This is a genomic window from Reichenbachiella sp. (genome assembly GCF_039944555.1).
Taxonomy (GTDB): domain Bacteria; phylum Bacteroidota; class Bacteroidia; order Cytophagales; family Cyclobacteriaceae; genus Reichenbachiella.
On sequence record NZ_JBDUYN010000004.1, the window covers coordinates 667,931 to 692,612 of the forward strand.

15 protein-coding genes are annotated in these 24,682 nt (G+C 42.0%); 13 read left to right on the plus strand and 2 right to left on the minus strand.

The window, feature by feature from the left end; all coding sequences use genetic code 11:
• Positions 1–4 precede the first annotated feature (4 nt).
• Positions 5–9,532 carry a T9SS type A sorting domain-containing protein gene (locus ABJD64_RS04405; RefSeq protein ID WP_348177801.1) on the plus strand — a complete coding sequence of 3,176 codons (9,528 nt, stop codon included), beginning with the start codon at positions 5–7 and terminating at the stop codon, positions 9,530–9,532.
• A 431-nt stretch (positions 9,533–9,963) separates the two neighbouring features.
• Here the strand turns inward: ABJD64_RS04405 and ABJD64_RS04410 are convergent, their stop codons facing one another.
• Entirely contained in the window at positions 9,964–10,335 is a 372-nt protein-coding gene (locus ABJD64_RS04410) for a co-chaperone GroES family protein (RefSeq protein WP_348177803.1), read from the minus strand.
• Positions 10,336–10,534: 199 nt separating this feature from the next.
• On the opposite strand from ABJD64_RS04410, the gene ABJD64_RS04415 reads away from it, so the two are divergent.
• The 5 genes from ABJD64_RS04415 (at position 10,535) to ABJD64_RS04435 (ending at position 13,202) form a co-directional block, all read left to right on the plus strand.
• Entirely contained in the window at positions 10,535–11,416 is an 882-nt protein-coding gene (locus ABJD64_RS04415) for an aldose 1-epimerase family protein (RefSeq protein ID WP_348177805.1), read from the plus strand.
• Entirely contained in the window at positions 11,382–12,281 is a 900-nt protein-coding gene (locus ABJD64_RS04420; protein ID WP_348177807.1) for a DUF1684 domain-containing protein, read from the plus strand. Before ABJD64_RS04415 ends, ABJD64_RS04420 begins: the two co-directional genes overlap by 35 nt.
• Positions 12,278–12,598 carry a cupin domain-containing protein gene (locus ABJD64_RS04425; RefSeq protein WP_348177809.1) on the plus strand — a complete coding sequence of 107 codons (321 nt, stop codon included), beginning with the start codon at positions 12,278–12,280 and terminating at the stop codon, positions 12,596–12,598. Before ABJD64_RS04420 ends, ABJD64_RS04425 begins: the two co-directional genes overlap by 4 nt.
• A gap of 81 nt (positions 12,599–12,679) precedes the next feature.
• Entirely contained in the window at positions 12,680–12,955 is a 276-nt protein-coding gene (locus tag ABJD64_RS04430; protein ID WP_348177811.1) for a hypothetical protein, read from the plus strand.
• Between the two features lie 10 nt (positions 12,956–12,965).
• A complete protein-coding gene (locus ABJD64_RS04435; protein WP_348177813.1) occupies positions 12,966–13,202 on the plus strand; it encodes a hypothetical protein in 237 nt (78 codons plus the stop codon).
• 1 nt (position 13,203) lies between these two features.
• On the opposite strand, the gene ABJD64_RS04440 is transcribed toward ABJD64_RS04435, so the two are convergent.
• Positions 13,204–13,710 (minus strand): metallophosphoesterase family protein, encoded by a 507-nt coding sequence (locus ABJD64_RS04440; protein ID WP_348177815.1) that lies wholly within the window; start codon positions 13,708–13,710, stop codon positions 13,204–13,206.
• A gap of 114 nt (positions 13,711–13,824) precedes the next feature.
• Here ABJD64_RS04440 and ABJD64_RS04445 point away from each other — a divergent pair, with 114 nt between their 5' ends.
• From ABJD64_RS04445 to ABJD64_RS04475, 7 genes are all read left to right on the plus strand, one after another.
• Positions 13,825–14,352 carry a 3-hydroxyanthranilate 3,4-dioxygenase gene (locus ABJD64_RS04445; protein ID WP_348177817.1) on the plus strand — a complete coding sequence of 176 codons (528 nt, stop codon included), beginning with the start codon at positions 13,825–13,827 and terminating at the stop codon, positions 14,350–14,352.
• Between the two features lie 82 nt (positions 14,353–14,434).
• Positions 14,435–15,730 (plus strand): kynureninase, encoded by a 1,296-nt coding sequence (gene kynU, locus ABJD64_RS04450; protein WP_348177819.1) that lies wholly within the window; start codon positions 14,435–14,437, stop codon positions 15,728–15,730.
• A 120-nt stretch (positions 15,731–15,850) separates the two neighbouring features.
• On the plus strand, positions 15,851–18,355 hold the full coding sequence (nirB, locus tag ABJD64_RS04455) for a nitrite reductase large subunit NirB (RefSeq protein WP_348177821.1): 2,505 nt from the start codon (positions 15,851–15,853) through the stop codon (positions 18,353–18,355).
• 12 nt (positions 18,356–18,367) lie between these two features.
• A complete protein-coding gene (nirD, locus tag ABJD64_RS04460; protein ID WP_348177989.1) occupies positions 18,368–18,745 on the plus strand; it encodes a nitrite reductase small subunit NirD in 378 nt (125 codons plus the stop codon).
• 132 nt (positions 18,746–18,877) lie between these two features.
• A complete protein-coding gene (locus ABJD64_RS04465) occupies positions 18,878–20,224 on the plus strand; it encodes a histidine kinase (protein ID WP_348177823.1) in 1,347 nt (448 codons plus the stop codon).
• Positions 20,225–20,228: 4 nt separating this feature from the next.
• Complete coding sequence (locus ABJD64_RS04470; protein ID WP_348177825.1) at positions 20,229–20,909, plus strand: response regulator transcription factor; 681 nt, start codon at positions 20,229–20,231, stop codon at positions 20,907–20,909.
• A 215-nt stretch (positions 20,910–21,124) separates the two neighbouring features.
• On the plus strand, positions 21,125–24,658 hold the full coding sequence (locus ABJD64_RS04475) for a molybdopterin-dependent oxidoreductase (protein ID WP_348177827.1): 3,534 nt from the start codon (positions 21,125–21,127) through the stop codon (positions 24,656–24,658).
• The last annotated feature ends 24 nt before the right edge of the window (positions 24,659–24,682 follow it).

Below are 24,682 nucleotides of genomic sequence, written 5' to 3' on the forward strand. Positions count from 1 at the left end.
TGCCATGAAAATCAATGAAACAATCAAGCCAATTGTATTTGACAAATTGAAAGAACATTGGGTGCACATAGACAAGGCGCTGCTCACGATTTTACTATCTTTTATGTTTATGATGTTGGCACTTGTTGCCAATTCACAATCGCTCTCCTATAGATCTTCATTTGACCTTACATCTGGAGGAAGTTTTGTCGACAATTTTTTGTTGCCGGTAAATGGTGACGTGACCTTTAGCACAGATGGTAGCAAAATGTACTTATTGGACGCCATCAACGACCAGATACTGCAGTATACACCTACTAATCCTTTTGACATTGCTGCAGGTGGTTCGGATGACGGCACGCCATTTAGCATTGCTGCTCAGGAGACAAGTGCCAGTGGTCTGGCCTTTAGTAGTGATGGTTCCAAAATGTTTGTTGTTGGTATTGTGAATGACCAGGTACATCAATACAATCTGAATACTCCATTCGATATTACTGCAGGAGCAACCTATGTTACAAGCTATAGTGTAGCTGGGCAAGATTCAAGTCCATTCGACCTAGATTTTAGCAAGGACGGTTCTAAAATGTTTATTCTGGGTGCATCAGGTAAAGATGTTAATCAATATAATCTGGCTAGCCCATTTGACATTACATCCGGAGTCACTTTTGAAGGTACTTCCGTTAAGTATAGCGGGCAGATAAATAACGCGAGAACCATTGCGTTTAGTCAGGATGGAAAGAAAGTGTACATCTTAGGTATAACGCATGATGCAATTGCTCAATACAGCTTGACTACCCCATTCGATGTTACTTCAGGCATGTCGTATGACAATGTTCAATTCTATGTAGGAGCAAACTATGCCATCCCTGGAAGCATGACGTTTAGTGGAAATGGTGCATCGCTATTTGTAGCCGGTAGTTTTGGTGGTACCATCTCGGTCGGTCAATATCAGCTCAACACTTCAATTTTTACCGAATCTGACGTCAATGACGGTTCACTTCCGCAGTCTGCCGGTGTTCAAATATCGGGAGACACATTCACCAATGCAGGTGGCACTTTGACCTCTGGAGTTGATTTTACAGTTGACAATCTCCCGACTGGTTTGACGCCTGTCATATCAGTAGGTGACGACGGCTCATATGGATTATTGAGCTTCTCTGGAAGTGCAACCAACCATCAAAATGTGAACGATTTAGCCAGCCTGCAATTTACATTTCAAAACTCTGCGTTTGTCAGTGATGATGCTGCAGGAGTTGCCAATGCTACTGCAGCCAACAGTGCCATTTCGGTTGATTTTAATGATAATAATCCGGAGTTGACCTATGATTTTGCATACGACTTTAATCCAGATATAACCTTTGAAACTTCCCATCTTATTTCTATTCAGGAAAATTCTCCTCAAGGGCTTAAATTTTCAAGTGACGGTATGAAATTGTTTGTTATCGGTGAGTCGGGAAGAGAAGTAAATCAATACAGTCTTCAACATGCTTTTGACATTTCTTCTGTGCTTTTTGACGGATTATACAGTGTAATTACTCAGGAATTCACTCCTAAAGATTTGGCTTTTAGTAATGACGGTATGAGCATGTTTGTTATAGGAAGCAATCAAAGAAGAATTTTTCAGTATTCTCTCGCATCAGCATTCGATGTTACATCTGGAGTTACCTATGATGATGTCTCTTTAAATGTAGGTACCGAGGAAACTACTCCACAAGGAATATCCTTTAACAATGATGGAACCAAGCTATATGTGGTGGGTAGTTCCGGTCGTGACATCAATCAGTATACCCTTACTACTCCCTTCAGCATCGCTTCAGGTGTAAGTTTTGACGGTAGCCCATTTAGTGTGGCTGGTGAGAGTACAAGTCCATTTGCTATTACATTTAATGGTGACGGCACAGAAATGTTGATTGCTGGTTTAAATGAAATTCATCTTTATCAACTTACCACACCATTTGATGTTACCTCAGGTGTGTCTTACACTGGCGTTACATTGGACATAAGCAGTATTGGGAGTCGTCCTACCGGAATAGTCTGGAGTGGTGACGGTACAAAGTTATTAATAGTAGAATCTGATACGGATCGAGTACATCAATATGATGCGCCTACTTCAAATTTTGAAGAAAACGCCGAAAATTTGGGAGGTGTAGACGGCTCCATGATTGTTAAACTCGTTGATGACTTCTTTGTAAATGCAGGAGGAACGCTATTGGAAAGCACTCATTTCACCATTCCAAATAAACCTACTGGGTTGACTGCTTCTATCTCAGTAGATGCGAATGGACAAGATGCGACGCTTTCGTTTACAGGGGCTGCTAATAATCATCAAGCCATCAACGCGGTCAATTCCTTGACAGTTAACTTTCTCAATGTCGCCTTTGTAAACAGCAATGCCGCTGATGTGGTCAATGCAGTTAATCAAAGTACGGGCACGAGTATGGAGTTCCATGACAACAACAAAGCGCTGCAATACGGGAGCGCATTTGAACTTGTAAATGCTACACTAGCAGGAACTTCAGGAATTACAGGAGATGGGCATCCCGATTTCGCTTTCAATGCCGATGGGTCTATCATGTTTCTTTTGTTTTCAGATGATCGTATTTATGAGTTAATCTTGACCGATAAGTTTGATGTCTCTGGAGGATTTGATTTTGGCAGCAACTTCTCAGTGGGATCTCAGGATGCATTTCCTACTGCCTTTACATTCAGCTCGGACGGCATGAAGCTATTTATGACAGGTGGTGTCACGCATGCTGTACATCAGTATTCACTGACTTCTACTTTTGATATTACAACGGCTTCTTTTGAGGGATCGTATGGTGTTTCAAATGAGGGAGGAAGCCCTGTGTCTGTTGCATTCAATGAGGTTGGGTCCAAAATGTTTGTATTTAGTAGTGCCAATGACAAAATTCATCAGTATAGCCTCACCACAAATTTTGATATCACATCAAGTGTGGCTTACGATGATATTTCTTTCAATTTAGGATTCGAAGACGATTTTGTAAATGATATCACGTTTGCAAATGGAGGCAAGAAATTATATACAGTAGGCAACGTCAATGATCAAATCTATGCCTACGATTTGGTAAATCCCTATGACCTTGCTTCTATGTCGTTTTCTGAGAGCCTTGATGTTTCTGATCAGCAGTTTGGTCCATCCAATCCAGGCCCATTGGGAGTTACTGTAAGACCCGACGGAGGAATGATCTATTTGCTAAGTAGAAGCCAAAATGAATTTGCTCAATATGATCTTGATGCCGGCGGTTTCAATGAAGCCAGTGCCAACAATGGAGCAGTTGAGGGAGGTCTGACCATCTATATTCAGGATGAGACGTTCACCAATGCAGGTGGCACATTGACCTACACTACAGATTATACGCTTGGAAACCTACCAACAGGCCTTAGCTCCTCCCTGAATGTTGCAGCGGATGGGTTCTCTGCCACTTTGACCCTTTCAGGAATAGCAAACGTGCATCAGGATGCCAATGATGTTTCAAGCTTGGGATTTAACTTCAACAATTCTGCATTCGTAGGAGGAAATGCCTCAGAAGTAGATAATGCCACAAGTGCAGAGAGTGGAATCGGGATTGATTTTGTCGATAATAATTCTAACCTGAGCTATGGGTATTCATTCAGTATTGAGAATGGTGCCTCTGAAGGGTATACAGTAGATATTGCAGAAGAGAGCAATCCTCAAGGCCTGGCTTTTAATGGAGACGGCACGAAAGTGTATATAGCAGGAAATGCTACAGATCAAATTCTCCAATACTCACTTCTTTCTCCTTATAGGATGGATCTTGGAATGACATTGGATGGGACTCTTGCAATGTCCGGGCATGATATTACACTTTTGGATATGACTTTTAGCCCTTCAGGAGACAAACTTTATGTTCCTGGGATTCAAAATCATGGGATTTATCAATTCAGCTTAAGTACTCCATTTGATATCACAACAGGAGTAACCTATGATGGTACTCCCTCATCAAATCCAACTTACCCAAGAGCAGTAACTTTTAATGATGATGGAACCACGATATTCCTTGTAGCTGGTTTAGGCTCTGGCCAAAGAATATATGAATATGGTATTTCTGTGGCCTATGATGTGACTTCAACCTGGACGTTGCGAGGAAATTTTGATCCCAGAACCCAAGAGCCAAACCCTACAGGGTTATTATTCAGTGATCATGGGTTTACCATGTTGATTGTCGGGTTAAATCGGAGTGTGCATAGCTATCGACTGACCGTTCCCTACAATATAACCAATGGAGTTACCTATGATCAGGCATTCAATTTTGCCTCCATAGTCGTCTCTTCTTCGGGTATGGCGTTTGATAATAGCGGTTCTATGTTATACATCACAGATGCTGCGGGAGGAGGAGATATAACAGAGTTTAATATAAACACAGGGGGATTTAATGAAGTTTTGAATAATGGTGGTGGGGTCGAAGGAGACATGACCATTCGTGTCTTTGATGCAACTTTTGCCAACTCAGGAGGGAACCTAACAGAACCTACGGACTATGCGGTTTCAGGTATTCCGTCTGGGTTAACTTCGAATTTGGCTGTAGCCGCTGACGGACTAAGTGCTGTACTTACACTTTCAGGAATGGCGACAGCTCATCAAAATGTCAATGATGTATCGAATCTGATATTTACATTTGAAAATTCAGCTTTCACTAATGACGTTTCGTTGATTGAAAATGCCAGTGCGGCGAGTTCTAATCTTGGCATTGATTTTAGCGACAACCATCCGGGTTTGATCTATGGAGATGCTTTCGATGTCACCAATGGGGTTAGTTATAGTGAGACATCTTTTTCAATAGGCGACGAGGCTCTGGACTTAACCTTTAGTCCGGATGGTACCAAAATGTTTATTGTCGATTTTTTTGACAATGTAGAACAATACACGTTGGCTAATCCATTTGATCTTTCGAGTGGAGTAACGATGAATACACCTTCATTTGGTTTGACTGCAGAGGAGGTTTCGACCGGTGTTACGTTCTCGTCAGACGGTATGAAAATGTTTGTCGTTTCGAACTTACGTTTGATTCATCAATACAGCCTGACGACTCCATTTGATATTACATCAGGGGTAAGTGATGACGGCAATCCGCTGAATATTCTCAATCAAGAAACAGGCCCTGCTGCCATATTCTTTAAGCCAGATGGTACTAAATTATTTGTTTTGGGAGGAGGATCAGACGCAGTCAATCAGTATAGTCTTACAAACCCATTCGATATTACATCAGGAGTTATTTTTGATGGTAACCCTTATAGCATAGTAAGCGAAGAATCAAATGCCCAGGGACTTGCTTTTAGCAAGGATGGAAGAAAAATGCATATCGTTGGACTAAATGATGAGGTATATCAATATAGCCTGGCCTTTCCATATGACGTAACAGCCGGTGTGACCTATGTAGGTACTCCTTTCAATTTTGCTTCCGAAGATGGGCAGGCCACTGGTTTGGCTTTTAGTGCCAATGGTGATCGGATGTTTATTACCGGAAGAGACAATGATGAAGTGTTTCAGTATGATCTGGATGTGGGCCATTTCAATGAAGTTGCACTTAATGATGGTAATGTAGCAGGAACCACGACCTTATATATAGCAGATGATTTGTTTAGCAATGCCGGAAGTACTTTGACTCTCAATTCTGATTATTCAATCAGTAATCTTCCTGTCGGCCTTATTCCGACATTGAATGTAGCTGCCGATGGATTGTCTGCCAGCCTAACAATTAGTGGTCAGGTCACTGAGCATCAAGCCATAAATTCAGTTGCTGGGCTGGAATTTACATTTCAAAATTCTGCATTCGTTACCAATCCGGCGTCTAATGTGGCAGGAGCAGTTGCTGCCAATAGTAACCTGGGTATTATTTTTAGAGATAATAATCCTGCAATTACTTATGGAGATTTCTACGATTTTACATTCGCTAGCCACGATGGGTTATTTGATGTAGCAACCCAGGATGACACTCCAACCAATGTTACTTTCAATGCAGATGGATCTAAAATGTTTGTGACCGGGAGAAGAAATGATGCTATTTACCAATATGGTCTCGCCGCTCCTTTTGTTGTGACCAGTGGAGTTTCATATGAAGGATTGCTGGATATATCTGTGGAAACCCGAGATGCTATGGATCTTCAGTTTAGTCCTGATGGAATGACACTGCTCGTATTGAGCGATAATATCTCATCCAACTTTGGTAGTGTCATCGCACAATATGATCTAACCCTGGCATTTGATATTACTTCGGGCGTTACCTATTCCGGTCACTCTTACGACCTGAGTTCACAGATGACTCAGCCTTCAGGGTTCACCTTTAATGGTGACGGAACGAAAGTTTTTATTACCAATGGATTCCACGCAAGTGAATGGATTTACTACTATACGTTCAATAATGCTTATGACATTTCCGGCGGACTGACATATGATGGCAATTTGCGTTATGAAGTCGAAAGCGAATCCCTATATGATTTGAGTTTCAATGGAGACGGTACAAGCTTATTCGTATTGTACGGTGCGCTGAGCGATCAGATAGATGAACTGAAATTGGATGCCCCCTATGACCTAACCGGTACAATTAATTTAGTCAATACTTTCTCTGTAAGCAGCCAGGAAGACTTTCCGCAAGGGTTCATTTTTGGACCTGGTGGCAGTAGGTTGTACGTCGTAGGAGCCACTGGAGATGAAGTCAACCAATACACCCTTACCAATGACGGGTTTGAAGAAAATTCAGCAAATGATGGCAATATTGATGGGTCACTTACGATAAGACTAGTTGATGATTTCTTTGCAAATCAAGGAGGAAGCCTGAGTTCACCAAATGACTTCACTATTACAAACCTTCCTACCGGTCTTACCTCCTCTTTGGCAGTTGCCGGAGATGGTTTAAGCGCCGTACTAACTTTAGGAGGAAATGCAAGCAGTCATCTGAACAGCGAAGATGTTGGGAGCCTGCAGTTTACTTTTGAGAATTCAGCCTTTGTTAATTACCAGGCCAATGAGGTCAACAATGCTACTACCGCCGAAAGCAGTGTAGGTATTGACTTCATTGCCAGTGCCGAGACAGATATTCTCACCTTTATGTTGACGGAGGAAACTGGATCTGCCACTATTGATGCAACCAATCATACGATTGATATTGAAGTAGTATTTGGAACAGATGTAATTACACTTGCACCTTCTCTAACCTTATCAGATGGTGCACAGGCCTCTCCAGTAAGCGGTGCTCAGGTAGATTTTACCAGCGCTCAGGTTTATACGGTTACAGCAGAAGATGGCGCCACTGTTCAGGATTGGGATGTCACGGTTACTGTGGCTCCGAACACCGAGAATGATATCACAGTATTCACTTTTAGTGAGATTAACGGAAGTGCAGCCATTGATAATGGGGCTCATACTATAACGGCCGAAGCAGTGGCCGGAACGAACATTTCGGCAATAAGTCCGGATATTACCGTCTCGGTTAATGCCGCTATTTCACCGTTGAGTGGAACAGAGCAGGATTTTAGCACTACAGTGACTTACACAGTGACTGCAGAAGACGGTACTCCACAGGATTGGGATGTTTCGATTACCGAAGCAATTGCTACTCCAACAGATATAATTCTCTCTTCAACAACTGTTGATGAAGGGAGTTCTCCTGGAACTATCGTAGGATCCTTGTTAGGAGTCGATGCCAACTTCAATGAAGGTTTTACCTTCGCTGTTGTAGATGAGTTTGACAATAGTGATGATGATTATTTCCAAGTAATCGGAAGTAATCTTGTGACCACTGACTTCGAATCATTGAATTTTGAAAGCAATTCTTCTTTCTTCTTTTACATTTCTGTAGAGGATGATGACGGTGAAACATTAGAGAAAGAGTTCAATATCACATTGAACGACATCAACGAAGCACCAACCGATATCATGCTCTCTAACAACAATATAAATGAGAGCAATCCCGCCGGTACGGTGATTGGCATCCTTTCCACCGAAGACGTTGACAATGGTGACACACACACTTACACTGTGGCAGATGGTTGCGGCGTTTGTCGTACAGAAGAGTCATCGAATTTTGAGATTGTAGGCAATGAACTCAGAAGTAAGGTGGTATTTGATTTTGAAACATTGAATGGATATGCCATTGATATTACTTCTACCGATGCAGGTGGTCTTTCGATTACAGAAGGCTTTGTTATCTCAATAAATGACATTCCGGCATCTGTTACAGCCGTAACGCTTGATGTTTCAACGATCGACGAAAATGAAGCTCCTTCATCATTGATCGGAACATTTTCAACTTCAGGTGAAGATTTGTCTGGCAGTTTTACCTACAACCTTGTGTCAGGTACTGGTGATGACGACAATGCATCCTTCACCACTTCCGGAGGTCAGTTGTTTACCGCAGAAAGCTTCAATTTTGAGGTGAAAAACAGCTATTCGATTCTGGTAATGACTGATGATGGTAATGGCCATACCCTCGATCAACAACTGACCATTTCGATAGGGGATGTTTCAGAATCTACTGACACCAATATCCTTACCTTTGTTTTGGCAGATCAGACAGGGCCGGCAGCGATCGATAATATCAATAATACTGTTGAAATCGAGGTAGCCCATGGCACAGACCTAACTAGTTTGACGCCAAGTATTACGATTTCCGCTGGTGCCAGTATCACTCCTTCTGGTTCGCAGGACTTTAGCAGTACCGTGACTTACACCATTACTGCTGAGGAGCCAACTAGCACTGAGGAATGGCAAGTGACGGTCACTGAGGCACCAAACAATGAGACCGATATATTGACTTTTGTGCTGCCAGAGCAAACCGGAGATGCAACAATAGATCGAACTAATCATACAGTCGCAATTGAAGTAGCAAATGGCACCAATGTGACAAGTCTTGAACCGACAATCACTTTATCAGCAGGTGCTGAATTTTCACCCTCAGGCGTTCAGGACTTCTCGGTTCCAGTTTCTTATACTATAACAGGCGAAGATGGTATTACTACTCAGGATTGGATCGTAACTGTCACTGAGGCACCAAGTAGTGAGACTGATATTTTGACTTTTGTATTGACCGAGGAAACAGAGGAAGCAGCTATAAACGCCACTAATCATACTGTAGTTATTGAAGTAGCAAACAGTACGGATGTAACCAACCTTACACCTACAATCACTTTATCATCAGGTGCCACTGTTTCTCCGGAAGGCGCTCAGGATTTTACAAACCCAGTCATTTACACTGTCACCGCAGAAGATGGAAGTACCACTCAGGATTGGACCGTGACCGCGACAGTAGAGCCGGGAGAAGTGACCGCTATTGATGATAGTGAATACGAAGTGCGTGTCTATCCCAATCCGGCATCAGATTGGTTGACAGTGATATCTCCTAACACTTCCACTTCTAATATTCAATTATTTGATTTGAGAGGTGGGTTATTGATGGCTCAAAAGCTGGAGGGGCAGACAAGGATATCACTGCAAGATTTGGAAAACGGCTTATACTTATTAAAGCTTACAAACGACGAAATTACCACAACAACAAAAATCCTTATCCGCAGATAAGCTTGGCATAAAGGTTTAGGATAAGTTAGAGCAGCTTCGGCTGCTCTTTTTTTTTGAATACGAACAATCGGCCCCTAAAATAGGGTTGATCGATAACTTGGACTCTTTGGTCGAGTAAATATGCTTTTTCAATCTTGAGAGCCTACTTTAGGTCAGAGAAATCAATTGATCATTAGGTTCAATTGATAAAAAGAAGGAATAAATAGATGAGCATGAAAGCAATTGAGAAAAATTACTACCCCCAGACCAAACCCAATAAAAAATCAAATTCCCTTACCGATACTATTTCCTACTGGCTTATGAATGTTATGTTTCGAGCAACACCGGGCATGAATGTATTAGTCGGTTCAATGGTCAGAGTGTCTAACCGATAATGAAGCAAGAAAAGCTGTTCTCTAGCTAAGCATTTGACCAGCGTGAGAGCAGCTTAATTACAAATCCTCTTCTCGTTCAAGCATTAGGATAGATGCTTGAGGTACAATAAAATATTTTTCTTTCTGATAGATCACCTCAAAGGCGCCATTTTGTAGAAAGATGGCCAGATCTCCTTCTTTGGCTTGAAGTGGCAGATACTTTACTTTGCTTTCTTCGGGCTTCCAATCCTCTTCTTCTACCGGCATAGGAATAGGTAAGCCAGGTCCAGCTTTTACAATATACCCAGACTGTATTCTTTCTTTTTCCTTTACTCCCGGTGGAAGAAATAATCCACTATCAGTTTTCTCTGCCTCCTTTTTAGGCTTGATCAGTAGGCGATCTCCCACTACGATTAACTTCTTTAATTTATTGTCTGCTGTCAATTCCATTTAAACAAAAATTACTAACTGCAAAATTATATCAACTCCGTAATTTTCTTCCTTACGAAAAAAGAAAACTGCACTATTCTTGGGAATCGTGTCATTCATTCTTTAATTTTTTTAATCATTTGTTCTGAGAGGGTCGGATTGGTCTCTATCAGTCTCAGATATTGATTAATTTGCAGTACAATTCAAAACTAAAACCAAAGTGAAATACTCGATCGAAAATGACCTGTTCAAAGTAGAAATCGATGAATGTGGAGCTGAACTCTGTAGTATTTTGTCTAAGACCTCCGGGTATGAATACATTTGGCAAGCTGACCCAAAAATTTGGAAAGGAGCTGCCCCAGTTCTGTTTCCGGTCATTGGAGCACTAAAAGATGGTAAATATACTTTCGAAGGCAAATCTTACGAGCTACCCAAGCACGGATTTGTAAGAAATAGCACTAAAGTGCGTTTGATCAACCGAACGAGTTCGAGACTGTCGTTTTCGATCTCCAGCGATGAGGAAACACTGGCAGTTTATCCTTTTAAGTTTGAGATGAAAATCAGCTTTTTCCTGTTTGAAAGTCGTTTGCAAGTTTTTCATGAAGTGGTCAATGCTGATAAAGGACCTATTTACTTTTCGATAGGCGGTCATCCTGCATTCAATTATCCATGGAAAGACGGCGAAAATAGAGACGATTATTATTTAGAGTTTGAGCGAAAGGAGAATAATTCGATTTTCATGATTTCAGAAAATGGTCTATTGACGAAAGAAGAGCAAACGATGATGGAGGAAACTAATAAACTGTCTCTGGAAAACGGTTTGTTTGACAATGATGCATTGATTTTCACCGAGCTGAACTCTTCTGAAGTAAGTATTAAGTCCAAAAGCTCCAAAGGTAAGATTAGCATTAATTTTGATGATTTTCCATTTCTAGGCGTTTGGTCGAAACCCGATGCCAATTTTCTATGTATAGAACCATGGGACGGGTTACCTGATTTTGAGGATTCTGATCATGAACTCATTCATAAGCCCGGAATAATTAAACTTGCACCAGGCAGTATTCACTATGCATCATACACTATCCAAATTTTTGAAGCTTAGCAGCTCTTTATTTTTTTTTCTGTTCCTTTATTCGTGTCAACAAAATGATAAGCCGCTTTCGGAAGATTATCTGAAAGCAGATAAAGAATTTCGTGAACGTCTGGCAAAAGGAAGAGATCACTATTTAAAGTTAGTTGGATTGCACCCTCTTGTGTCCGGAACTAATTTTTTTGGCGCATCCCAAGACAACAATATTCAGCTCACCAGCGCTGACATCCCACCTACAATTGGAGTAATAGAGTTTTCTGATGACGATATATTGTTTACCGCTTCAGATAGTGTCGAAATCAGAACTGTGAATCAAGATTCTCTAGTGAGTCAAATGGCTTATGAATTTGATACCTTTCCTAATTCTCCTATGCTTAAATATAAGCATCTGGAATGGCAGGTGATCAAGCGAGCAGAGGAGTATTTTCTTCGCGTTAAAGATCAAAACAGCAAAATAGCAAAGACATTTAAAGGTTTTGAAGCGTATCCTTTGAAAAGTAAGTATGTGGTAATTGCAGACTACCGGCCTTTTGAAAAATCAAAAACTGAGGATGTTAATACACAACTCGGTACCGCGCAGCAAATGGATTTTAAAGGCATATTGTCCTTTGAGCTTAATGGAATGGGATATGAACTATCAGTTGGCGAGGGAGGATTCCTGATCGTAGGAGATCTGACAAATGATGAGACCACTTACGGAGGTGGAAGGTATGTTTATGTAGACTTACCTCAAAACAACGGAAAAGTTACCATAGACTTTAATCGCCTGTACAATCCCCCTTGCGTTTATTCAGAATTTACTACTTGCCCATTGCCGCCGGCGCAAAATATCTTGCCACTAAAAATTCTGGCTGGCGAAAAATACAAGCGACTATGATATTTCACAATCTTAAGAATCTAGAAAAGAAAGAACTCCTACCTGGTATTGTTGGGAATTTGATTCATACTGATACCATGACCATTGGCTATTTCAATATTAGCAAAGGGGCAGTACTTCCTGCACATTCACATATCCATGAACAAGTGACAAGCTTATTAGAAGGAGAGTTTGAAATGACTGTTGCCGGCGAAACACAGTTACTCCTTGCTGGTAGTGTGGCCACTATTCCCGCGAACGCAGAACATTCTGGAAAAGCTTTGACAGATTGCAAAGTGATAGATGTATTTAATCCCGTGAGAGAGGACTATAAATGATACTTAATTAGCTAGTACATTTAAAACTGGTCTTCTAATCGATCATCGGATTTTGTGGTTGCATGAAAATGGATTATTTTGATGGAACAACTCAAAACATTCACAGACGTGTTAAAAAACATAATCATTGGAGTTCTAGTCTTCGTTACCGTATTCTTTGTGGTCTACGCCAACATTAAGGCAACAGAGGCGGAAAGGCAGACACTGCTTGCCGAAATGAATCTGAAACTTGCGAAGGAAAATGAAGAAAAAGCGAAGCTAGAAGAGCAAAAAGCAGCAGAACAGGCAGCACTTGCTACTATAGAAGCCCAAAACGCGCGTAAATTAGAGCAAGAGCTTGAAAATTGTAAGAAATGAACTTAACAAAATGATAAAAAACATCATCATCGGAGTATTGAGCCTATTGATAATATTTTTTGCTGTCTTTGCCAAAATCAAGGCAGATGAAGCAGAGAAGCAAACGATGTCGGCCAAGGTCAATCTTGAATACGCACAAAAGAATTTAGACATGGCAAAAGCTGATCAACAACAAGTTTTGGAAGTAGCCGTGCAAGCCAGCAAGAGGGTTAAAGAGTTGGAACAACAACTTGAAGAGTGCAAGTAGACTATACAAGCCTTGCTCTACTGCCTAATTTGATCACCTCAAGATCTTTGGTTTTCCCTGCCTCAATGGTAAATCTTAGCAATGTCCTCTCTTTGTGAAAACCATGCCTTCCGGCAGCGCCCGGATTCATATATAGAATGCCTGGCCTTTTCGGATCGTGCATCACAGCCAAAATATGGGAATGGCCACAAATAAATAATTGTGGAAGCCATTTATTTATAAGAGGTCTCACTCTTGGATTGTATCTGGGAGGTTTGCCCCCTATGTGAGTCATCCAAACACGCACTCCCTCACAGTCGAACTTTTGATCTTCTGGGAAAAGCTGCCGTACATCTTGTCCGTCGATATTGCCATACACTCCCAGTATAGGTTTGAAGGCACCCAACTCCTCGATGATAGCTGCAGTACCCACATCCCCGGCATGCCAGATTTGATCCACTTCCTTGAAGTAGTCAAATACCTTTGGATCTAAAAATCCATGAGTGTCTGAGATCAATCCTATGCGCAATTTTTATTAGTTTTGAAGGTCAGGTAATTCAATTCTGGTTTCTTTATAGTCGGCATAACCCTACCGAATTTGAAATTCGAAGTTGACACTTTTTTTTAATTAAACAACAACAATATGCCCATTCGCAGACCCTTCAATTTACAACAATGGATCGACGACAATCGTGATCTTCTTAAACCCCCGGTGAGCAACAAAAATCTTTACGTAGAATCAGAGGACTATATTGTCATGATTGTGGGTGGCCCAAATGCAAGAAAAGACTATCATTACAACGAGACTGAGGAGTTGTTCTATCAATTGCAGGGAGAAATTACAGTCCGAATTCAGGAAGACGGTAAGGCCGTAGATGTGGTGATCAAAGAAGGCGAAATGTACCTGCATCCCGCCAAAGTTCCGCACTCTCCGATCCGGGGGGAAAACACGGTCGGACTGGTTATTGAACGTAAGCGGAAAAGAGATATGGATGATGGTCTGATGTGGTTCTGCGATAAGTGTAACAACAAACTTCACGAAACCTACTTTTATCTGACCAACGTAGAGAAAGATTTTCAACCGAGATTTAAAGAGTATTACGCCTCAGAAGAGTTGCGTACCTGCGACAACTGCGGGCATGTCATGGAAACGGATCCACGATTTGTCTAGCAATTAACTCTTTCGTTTGGAAAGAATTTGATTTTCACTGTTCGTCTGAGCGTACTTCTCAAAATTAGAATTATACTTCCTGATGCAATACAAAAACACGTTAGATTTCGCACAAGAATGCGATTTCAATGACCCACTGCAATCTTTTAGAGACAAATTCCACATACCTAAGCATGAAGGTAAAAACTGCATCTATTTGGTAGGCAATTCTTTGGGTTTACAACCAAAATCAACCAGAAAATATGTAGAGCAAGAATTGGAAGATTGGCAAAATCTAGGTGTAGAAGGGCACTTCGATGAGCAAGCCACACGTCCATGGTTTCATTATCATAAGTTTCTGAAAAGCCATTTGGCTAAACTGTCTGGTGCCAAAGAATCCGAAGTAGTTTCTATGAATAGTCTGACCACCAACTTACATCTGATGATGGTGTCTTTTTATAGACCTACCTCGGAGAAATTTAAGATAATAACAGAAGCGGGAGCCTTTCCTTCCGATCAGTATGCCTTAGAGACTCAATTGAATTTTCATGCCTATCATGGTGGAAAGCAGCTATTCGATCCGAAGGAGGCCTTAGTAGAGCTCAGTCCACGACCAGGAGAGGAAACCTTAAGAACCGAGGACATATTATCAACTATTGAAGAGCATAAAGATCAATTAGCGTTGGTCATGATGGCTGGTGTTCAGTATTATTCCGGACAACTTTTCGATATCAAATCAATCACTCAAAAAGGACATCAGTATGGAGCATTGGTAGGCTTTGACCTGGCACATGCCTTTGGTAATGTGCCACTTCAGTTACACGATGACGGAGTGGACTTCGCGGTATGGTGTTCTTATAAGTATTTGAATTCAGGACCAGGCGGCGTATCCGGTGTATTTGTTCATGAGCGTCATAGCAGTAATCCGGATTTGCCTCGTTTCGCAGGGTGGTGGGGGCATGATGAATCCCAAAGATTCAAAATGCAGAAAGGATTCATTCCCATGTCAGGCGCTGATGCCTGGCAATTGAGCAATGTCAATGTGCTTCCAAGTGCGGCTCACTTAGCTTCACTTGAGATATTTTCTGAAGCGGGTATAGAAAAGCTGAGAAGCAAGAGTGTACTGCTAACCGGTTATATGGAATATCTACTCAATGAGCTAAATTCTGAAAAAGAAAAAATCCGGATTATTACACCTAATGATCCGAAACAAAGAGGTGCACAGCTTTCTCTTTCCCTGGCTAATGGAGGAAAAGACTTGTTCAATAAATTGGCAGACAATGGAGTCATAGCTGACTGGAGAGAACCGAATGTGATTCGTGTAGCGGCTGTTCCTTTGTATAATTCTTTTGAAGATGTGTGGAAGTTTGTAGACCTATTAAGAATGCTGTTGACATAAAGTTGGACCTGCACATCGCAGAGAAATATCTGCCCGATCGTAGTCAATCTCAAAATTAACTACGTAATTATTTCCATTACTTAGAAAAAACTACGTAATTTTACGTAATTAATCTAAGGTATGGAACAGATCATAGTAATAGGCAATGGTATGGTTGGGTACAAGTTTTGTGAAAAACTTAGATCCAAGGCCGCTAAGGGACAATTTTCAGTTAAAGTTTTTGGCGAAGAGCCGCATCCTGCGTACGACAGAGTGCATCTCAGTGAATACTTTTCCAATCGATCAGTAGCTGATTTGGAGATGGCACCACGAAGTTGGTACGTAGAAAATGACGTAGAGCTCATCACAGGAGAACTGATTGTCTCTATTGATAGAAATAATAAAAAGGTTACCAGTCACACCGGACTAGAAGCCTCGTATGATAAGCTGGTACTGGCCACGGGGTCAAGTGCGTTCGTTCCTCCCATCAAAGGATCCGAAATGCAGGGCGTTTTCGTTTATCGTACCATAGAAGATTTGGAGGCCATTATAGCCTATGGTAAAACTTCCAAAAAAGCAGCTGTTCTTGGCGGAGGCTTACTTGGTTTGGAAGCGGCCAAAGCCATGTTGGATTTGAACCAGGAAACTCATGTTATCGAGTTTGCTCCGAGGCTGATGCCAAGACAGCTGGACCAGACCGGTTCTGATGCCTTGAAAGATAAAATGGAAGCGCTCGGGATCAATATTCATATGAGCCGGAATACGGCCAGTATTCTGGGTGAAGAAAGTATGACCGGCCTTGAATTTACTGATGGTGAATTATTGGCGGCAGATATGCTCGTAATTTCTTGCGGTATAAAGCCCCGAGACGAACTTGCTGCTCAAAGTGGTCTGGAAATAGGACAAAGAGGAGGTATTGTTGTGAACGATTCACTTCAAACTACAGACCCGGATATCTATGCCATTGGCGAATGTGCGCTTCACAAAAATTTTATCTATGGCCTTGTTGCTCCCGGTTACGAAATGGCCGATGTAGTGGTAGACCAACTGTTGGATAGTGGCGACAAAGTATTTCAAAGCTACGATATGTCCACCAAGTTGAAATTGATCGGTGTTGACGTAGCCAGTTTTGGAGATGCACTCTGTGAAAACACGCCTCATAAGCCTATCATATTCGAGGACAAGCTGGAAGGAGTGTACAAAAGAATTAACATTTCCGAAGACGGAAAAAAACTACTGGGTGGCATCCTTGTAGGGGACGCAGAAGCCTATAACATGCTCTTACAAGTGACACTCAATGGAATGGCTCTACCCCCAAACCCTGAAGATCTCATCCTGGGGAGTAGAGGTGGAGAGTCCATGGAGATGGAGTTGCCGGATACGGCTCAAATTTGTTCTTGCGAAAATGTGACCAAAGGGGATATCTGTAAGTCAATCGTTGAACAGAATCTTGAAAGTGTAGCCGACGTAAAAACCTGTACCAAGGCAGGAACAGGTTGTGGCGCTTGTAGTCCAATGGTGACAGACATCTTTGACATACAGTTGAAATCCATGGGGAAAACGGTCAAAAAAGTACTTTGTGAGCATTTTGACTATTCTCGACAGGAGTTATTCGACCTGATCAAGGTAAAAGGAATTAAAAGCTACAACGAGCTACTGGATACTCATGGATATGGCGATGGATGTGAAGTTTGCAAACCGGCAGTTGCTTCATTAATGGCCAGTATCTGGAACGAACTCATTCTGAATCAAGATACCATTCAGGATACCAACGATCGGTTTTTGGCAAACATCCAAAAGGGAGGGTCCTATTCTGTTGTACCCAGAATCCCCGGAGGCGAGATTACGCCAGACAAATTGATCGTGATAGGTCAAGTGGCTAAGAAGTACGATTTGTATACCAAAATTACCGGAGGTCAACGAATCGATTTATTCGGAGCTACAGTCAATCAGTTACCAGATATCTGGGAAGAGTTGATTGATGCAGGATTTGAAAGCGGGCATGCTTATGGCAAGTCGCTACGAACTGTAAAAAGCTGTGTGGGTTCGTCCTGGTGTAGATATGGATTACACGATTCGGTCTCATTTGCTATTGAAATAGAAGAGCGATACAGAGGGTTGCGCTCACCGCATAAACTGAAAAGCGCAGTTTCGGGCTGTAGAAGAGAATGCGCAGAGGCTTTGAGTAAAGACTTTGGCATCATAGCCACGGATCTGGGTTGGAATCTATATGTATGTGGCAATGGCGGAGCTAATCCGCAACATGCCCAACTCTTAGCCGGTGATATTGACTCTGAAACCTGTAAGAAATTCATTGATAGATTCTTAATGTTTTACATCAAGACGGCAGAACCATTGAACAGAACAGCCACCTGGCTAAACAAACTGGATGGCGGTATGGAATACTTAAAGCAGGTGGTAGTAGAGGATTCATTGGGAGTAGCTGCAGACCTGGAAAGAGAAATGGAATTCATGGTAGACACTTACAAATGCGAGTGGAAAGAGGTGGTCAACAATCCTGAGCTGAGAAGGAAATTCAGCCACTTTGTGAATACAGAAATACCAGATCCAACCATGCAATTCGAAGATTTCAGAGGGCAGAAGAAACCTGTGGATTGGGACAAAAATTTGGTGGAAAGCAAATAATCAAAAAAGATGATGACCGACGAAATAGTAGCGTATAAAACAGTAAAAGAGAGTGAAGTTGATACCTGGCACAAGGTAGCCACTGTCGAAGATTTTCCTTCGGACGGTGGTGTCTGTGTAGAATATAAAGGACTACAAGTGGCTGTCTTCAACTTTAGCCGTAGGAGCGAATGGTATGCCACTCAAAATCTTTGTCCCCACAAAAAACAAATGATTTTAAGTAGAGGTATGCTGGGCTCCGATGGAGATGAGCCAAAGGTGGCATGTCCATTTCACAAGCAAACATTTTCATTAAAAAACGGGAACAATCTCAACGGAGAGCACTGTGCATTGGCTACCTATCCGGTCAAAGTGGAGGCAGGCCAGGTTTATGTTGGTTTCAAAAATTAAGTCAACAAAATTAAATTGTCATTTAAAGTCTAATTTAGAAGCCAGTTAAAACTTTACTTTCGGGCTCTATAGAAAGGCCTTTATGTTAGTATCTCATGGCTTTCGAGTAAGTTTAGCATCAAATTATTAAAATTGAAAAAAACACAGGCACTTAGCAAACTGGTAAAAGTATGCGTCGCTGCTTTAGCCGGAGTTACCCTCATGGCCGTTGCCGCGCAATATTTTTTTGTGGAGGACTGGCGCTGGTTAGTAGGAATATTGATTGGTACGGGATTAGCGGTTTTTTTCACCGTTGTTCGCCCTGCCTATGTCAAGTTTAGGGCCATCTATTCTGACCTCATCGAATCCGAGGAATCCGCTAAGAGAATGACGCAGGAGTTAAACAAACTCTACAATGAGCTAGGCAAATCCTATCAGGACCTCGAAGCAGTCAACCTTGTGCCAGAAGACCCAACCACCTTGCTGAAGCTGAGTACCAGTGGAGAGATAGAATTTATATCAGATCGGTTCAAGCAAATCATGTCTATCAGTGAAGACGGATTTTTTACCAACATTTATGATTGGTTCAAAGAAGAAAACCTAAACGAAGACTTTATCACAAGCTTAAGAAATATTCTTTCAAGAGGTCAGTCTTGGAATGGAGAGTTGAATTTAACAGATCTTGATGGTGACCTGATTTGGCTGGATATGTCTATGCAACCTGTACTACACGGCAAATCCGGTGAAACCAAAATTTTGGCCATTGGACGGGATGTGACCGAGGAAAAGGAGGCCAAGCAACGCTCCAGGGAAATTAACCGCGAAGCCATTGAAAAAAGAGTAAGAGAGCAGCAATATCGTTCCGTACTTATACTCGAAGGTCAGGAGGAAGAACGAAAAAGGATATCCCAGGAGATTCATGATGGTATTGGCCAGATGCTCACAGGCCTGAAACTCAACCTGGAGGGAATTACCCCTTCAGATTCGCCACACATGAAAAAAAGAATCAGGGATACTAAGGATCTGATGAAGAGTGTGATCAAAGAAGTGAGACGGGTTTCTTTCAATTTGACACCAAGCAGTCTGGTTGATTTTGGTATTACTCCTGCCATGAAAAAGATCAGTCAGGAAGTCTCCGCCTTAACCAACACCGAGGTTGTATTTGAGAATAGAACTAATTTTATCAATCGGTTAGACAAAAATGTAGAAACCAATTTGTACCGCATTGTCCAAGAAGCAGTAAACAACGGAATCAAATATGCTGCAGCTGATAAAATTGTTATTAGTTTTGAACATAATCCATCGCACTTGATCGTGATTGTAGAGGACAACGGCAAGGGCTTTGAATTTAAGAAATTGGAAAAAACCGGACATTTTGGAGCTTCCGGACATGGTATTTTCAATATGAAAGAAAGAGCAGCCTTTATCAATGGTTCGCTTGATATTCAAACAAAACTAGGGGTAGGGACGAAAATTATTATCAAACTACCTTTAAGCTAGACTTATGGACACGATAAAAGTAATCTTAGCCGACGATCATGTCATTGTAAGAAATGGCATCAAAATATTGCTCGAGAGTGAAGGAGAAGTAGAAGTAATTGCCGAAGCTTCAAATGGAGAAGAAGCGATTGAAAAAGTAAAGCAGTTCAAGCCTGATATTCTAATTTCGGATATCAACATGCCAATAATGAATGGGATAGAGACCACAGCTAAATTGAAAAAAATCTCCCCAGAAACTAAAACGTTGATCCTATCCATGCATGACGATGAAGAGTACATCATCAAAAGTGTGGAATCTGGAGCCTCTGGTTATTTGCTCAAAGACACCACCAAAGAGGAGTTTGTAAAAGCCTTGAAAAGTGTCCTTGAAGGCCACAAATATTTTAGCGGTGACATTTCTGATGTCCTGGTCAACGGATATCTGAATAAGGCTTCCGGAGTGCCAAGATCGTCTCAAGCCGGTGATAGCACACTGGTCAAAACCGATTATCATATTACGAAAAGAGAAAAGCAAATTCTGAAATTGGTATACGAAGGACATAGCAATAAAGAAATAGCTGATGAACTCCAAAAAAGCATCCGTACGGTTGAAACTCATCGATTTAACATTATGAAGAAACTGTCCGTGGGCAACGTCACAGAACTAATTCGAAAAATCGACAGCGAACCTTACATTATTAATTAAGTACTCTTTACATAAGGTCATTTTCAGATTATTGTAGGCAATCTATATAAAGCAAGACTTCTCCAGTCCTTGTTGAAATTAGCTTTATCCAAGTCTTTACCGAAGTCGTTTATAGTATAATTTATTACGTAATTATACGTAATAAATTTACTAAAAATACGTAATTTTACATTGTGCTTTGGATATGATCAGAGCGCAATGCAAATTCTACGGATATGAGTGCGTCAAAAATGAACCTTCCGGTAAAAGCTAAAACAACCTGCTCCTATTGTGGCGTAGGCTGTGGAATAGATGTTAGCATCAATAAAAAGGGGAATATTGAACTAGAAGGGACGGCAGATCACCCTGTGAATCGGGGCATGCTATGTTCTAAAGGGAGAAGCCTAAACTACGTAGTTCAGGATCAGTCAGACCGAATACTCTATCCGCAGATGAGAGGGTCAAAAAATCATCCATTGCAACGCGTCAATTGGGATACCGCCATCGACAGGGCAGCCGCAGTTTTTAAAACTTTCATTGATAACCACGGACCCAATTCAGTGGGATTTTACATCTCAGGTCAGTGTTTGACAGAAGAATACTATCTGGTCAATAAGTTGACCAAAGGCTACATCGGCACCAATAACATCGATACAAACTCCAGACTTTGCATGAGCTCAGCGGTAGTGGGATATACCAAAACGCTTGGTGAAGATGCTGTGCCTATCTCCTATGAAGATATTGAATTAGCCGACTGCTTCTTAATAGCCGGAGCCAATCCGGCCTGGTGCCATCCTATTCTGTTCAGAAGAATCGAGCAGCACAAAGAACAAAATCCTGATATTAAGATAGTTGTTATCGACCCCCGGGTGACGGATTCATGCGCAATAGCTGATTTGCACATGCAGTTGACACCAGGTACAGATGAGACGTTGTTACACGCCATCGGTCGTGTCCTGATCGAAAGTGGCAATTTCGATTTGAAGTTCATTCAGGACCATACTGACGGTTTTGAAGATTATAAAGAAAAGGTATTGAGTACCTCACTAGCGGAGGCAGCTGAAATTTGTGATGTGCCTGTTGATCAAATCAGGTTGGCCGCTCAGTACATAGGAGATGCTAAGGGATTTTTGTCCCTATGGACAATGGGACTTAACCAAAGTACGCAAGGAGTAAATAACAATCTGGCGTTGATTAATCTAAACCTAATTACGGGCCATATTGGTAAACCGGGTTCCGGGCCCTTCTCTCTGACAGGTCAGCCCAACGCTATGGGAGGAAGAGAAGTGGGAGGCATGGCTTCTTTATTAGCCGCTCACCGGGTTCAGTCCAATGAAGATCACCGCAAAGAAGTTGCTAATTTTTGGGGCGTGGAGACTTTATCTGACAAACCGGGGCTTACTGCTACACAAATGTTTGAGGCCCTGGACACTGGAGAAATGAAGGCCGTGTGGATTATTTGCACCAATCCTTCAGTGAGCATGCCCAATGCTGAGCTGGTAGACCGGGCTCTGAAAAAAGCTAAATTCGTAGTGGTACAGGATATTTCTTCCAGATCCGATACAGCCAAATATGCTGATCTGTTGTTGCCAGCGGCCGGATGGCTCGAAAAGGAAGGCACTATGACCAATTCGGAAAGACGAATTAGCTATCTGCCTAAGGTGGTGGAAGCACCAGGAGAAGCGCTTCCGGACAATGAAATTTTAATTCGGTTTGCACGACGCATGGGCTTCGAGGGCTTCGATTTCCATTCGATAGAAGAAATTTATACAGAGCATGGTCGGCTGACCAAAGGTACGAATATCGATATCTCGGGTCTGACTTATGAGCGATTGAAAGCCGAAGGTTCTGTGCAGTGGCCTGTACCTTTTAAAAATCACCCGGGTACGCCCAGACTTTTTGAAGATAGGAAATTTTATACCCCATCTGGCAAAGCACAAATTTTAGCAGGAGGAAGCAGGAATGACGCGGATCAACTTTCAGAAGCGTATCCACTGATATTGACTACAGGCCGAATCCGTGACCAGTGGCACACCATGACACGCACAGTCAAGGTGAACAAGCTCAATAAGCACATGCCCAAACCATTCCTTGAAATGCACCCAGAAGATGCCAAAACCAGAGGAATCGAAGATGGTATGCCGTTAGTCGTGCAAAATGAAAGAGGTGAAGTACGGGTAAATGCTGTCCTGACAGATAAAATCAAGAAAGGCGTGGTTTTCCTGCCCATGCACTGGGGAAAAATTTTGCAAAATGCATTCGGCAGAGCCAACAATATCACAAATAAGGAGGTTGATCCTACATCAAAACAGCCGGGCTTCAAATACTCTGCTGTACGAGTAGAAAAGTATAAAAAGGCCAAACAAAAGATCGTAATTGTAGGTGCCGGAGCTGCTGCGTATCGCTTTATTAATTCATATCGGACACTTAACAAAGAAGATGAAATTCATGTTTTCTCAAAAGAGGAACACCCGTTCTACAATCGTGTATTACTCCCTGAGTATGTAAATGAGCATAAAGAATGGGAAGACCTGCTTAAATTCAAATATGGCGAATTTGAAGAGCTGAATGTGACTCTGCACAATGCTACAAGCGTGGAAGATGTGGACAAGGTGAAGAAAACAGTAGTCGACTCAAAAGGAGTTACACATCATTACGACCTATTGATATTAGCTACAGGCTCAAGAGCTTTTGTGCCTGGAAATATACCTATGGAACTGCCAGGATTGTTTACCATGCGTGATAGGCACAGTGCAGATGGACTTAAGAAATATATTGACCACCAGGGACATGTGCTGATTGTGGGGGGTGGATTGTTAGGATTGGAGTTGGCTTCTGCGCTGAGAGAGATAGACGTCGAGGTGTCTATAGTGCAGTTGTCCACCCGTCTGATGGAGCGACAGCTAGATACCATGGCGAGTACACTTTTGCGCCAGCTCATTGAGGAAATGGGCGTGCATGTCTATACCAATGACGAGGTGCATCACATCAATGTGAAAGGAGAACGAGACATTAAAATAGAGCTAAAGAGTGGTAAAAAGATCGATTGCCACGCGACAGTCTTTGCTATAGGGACAAGACCAAATGATCAATTGGCACGAATGGCTGGTTTGAAGTGTGCACGCGGCATCATTGTCAACGATTACATGCAAACGAGTGACGAGCAGATTTATGCCATAGGTGAAATTGCGGAACACAATCAGAAATTGAATGGCACTACAGCCGCCGCCGAAGATCAGGCCGACATAGCAGCCAGGCATATCGCGGGCGACTTAAGTACGCTGTACTCAGGCACAGTGTCTATGAACATTTTGAAATTCCCGGAGCTGGATTTGTGTTCAATTGGTATGGCCGATGCGCCACTCAATATGAAGGGTCACGACGAAATCATCTTTATAGATAAGTCACTGAAGTACTACAAAAAATGTATTATTCACCAGGATCGACTCATCGGTGCAGTTTTGATGGGAGACAAGGCCGAATTTGCCGAATTCAAAGAATTGATAGAGAATGAAGTAGAACTTTCCGAGAAAAGAAAGGAACTTCTTCGCTCCGGCGAACCCGCTGAGCCAATGTTGGGCAACCTGGTTTGCTCTTGTAGCCATGTAGGTACCGGCAATCTGGAAAAGGCATTCAACTCAGGCTGTCATACGTTGATTGAGGCTTGCCAGGCTACTGGTGCAGGACTGGGCTGTGGAAGCTGCAAGGGAGAAGTCCAGCAAATGCTCAAAAAACATTTGGCGCATGAAGAGGCAACACTCATTTCCTGATTGATTTATATTTGAAGTAAAGAA

Excerpts from the sequence above, each read along its gene's own strand:
- ABJD64_RS04420 (WP_348177807.1), top strand. The coding sequence starts at position 11,382 with ATGCATCATACACTATCCAAATTTTTGAAGCTTAGCAGCTCTTTATTT.
- ABJD64_RS04445 (WP_348177817.1), top strand. The coding sequence starts at position 13,825 with ATGCCCATTCGCAGACCCTTCAATTTACAACAATGGATCGACGACAAT.
- ABJD64_RS04405 (WP_348177801.1), top strand. The coding sequence starts at position 5 with ATGAAAATCAATGAAACAATCAAGCCAATTGTATTTGACAAATTGAAA.
- kynU (WP_348177819.1), top strand. The coding sequence starts at position 14,435 with ATGCAATACAAAAACACGTTAGATTTCGCACAAGAATGCGATTTCAAT.
- nirB (WP_348177821.1), top strand. The coding sequence starts at position 15,851 with ATGGAACAGATCATAGTAATAGGCAATGGTATGGTTGGGTACAAGTTT.
- ABJD64_RS04435 (WP_348177813.1), top strand. The coding sequence starts at position 12,966 with ATGATAAAAAACATCATCATCGGAGTATTGAGCCTATTGATAATATTT.
- ABJD64_RS04410 (WP_348177803.1), bottom strand. The coding sequence starts at position 10,335 with ATGGAATTGACAGCAGACAATAAATTAAAGAAGTTAATCGTAGTGGGA.
- nirD (WP_348177989.1), top strand. The coding sequence starts at position 18,368 with ATGACCGACGAAATAGTAGCGTATAAAACAGTAAAAGAGAGTGAAGTT.
- ABJD64_RS04425 (WP_348177809.1), top strand. The coding sequence starts at position 12,278 with ATGATATTTCACAATCTTAAGAATCTAGAAAAGAAAGAACTCCTACCT.
- ABJD64_RS04470 (WP_348177825.1), top strand. The coding sequence starts at position 20,229 with ATGGACACGATAAAAGTAATCTTAGCCGACGATCATGTCATTGTAAGA.
- ABJD64_RS04475 (WP_348177827.1), top strand. The coding sequence starts at position 21,125 with ATGAGTGCGTCAAAAATGAACCTTCCGGTAAAAGCTAAAACAACCTGC.
- ABJD64_RS04430 (WP_348177811.1), top strand. The coding sequence starts at position 12,680 with ATGGAACAACTCAAAACATTCACAGACGTGTTAAAAAACATAATCATT.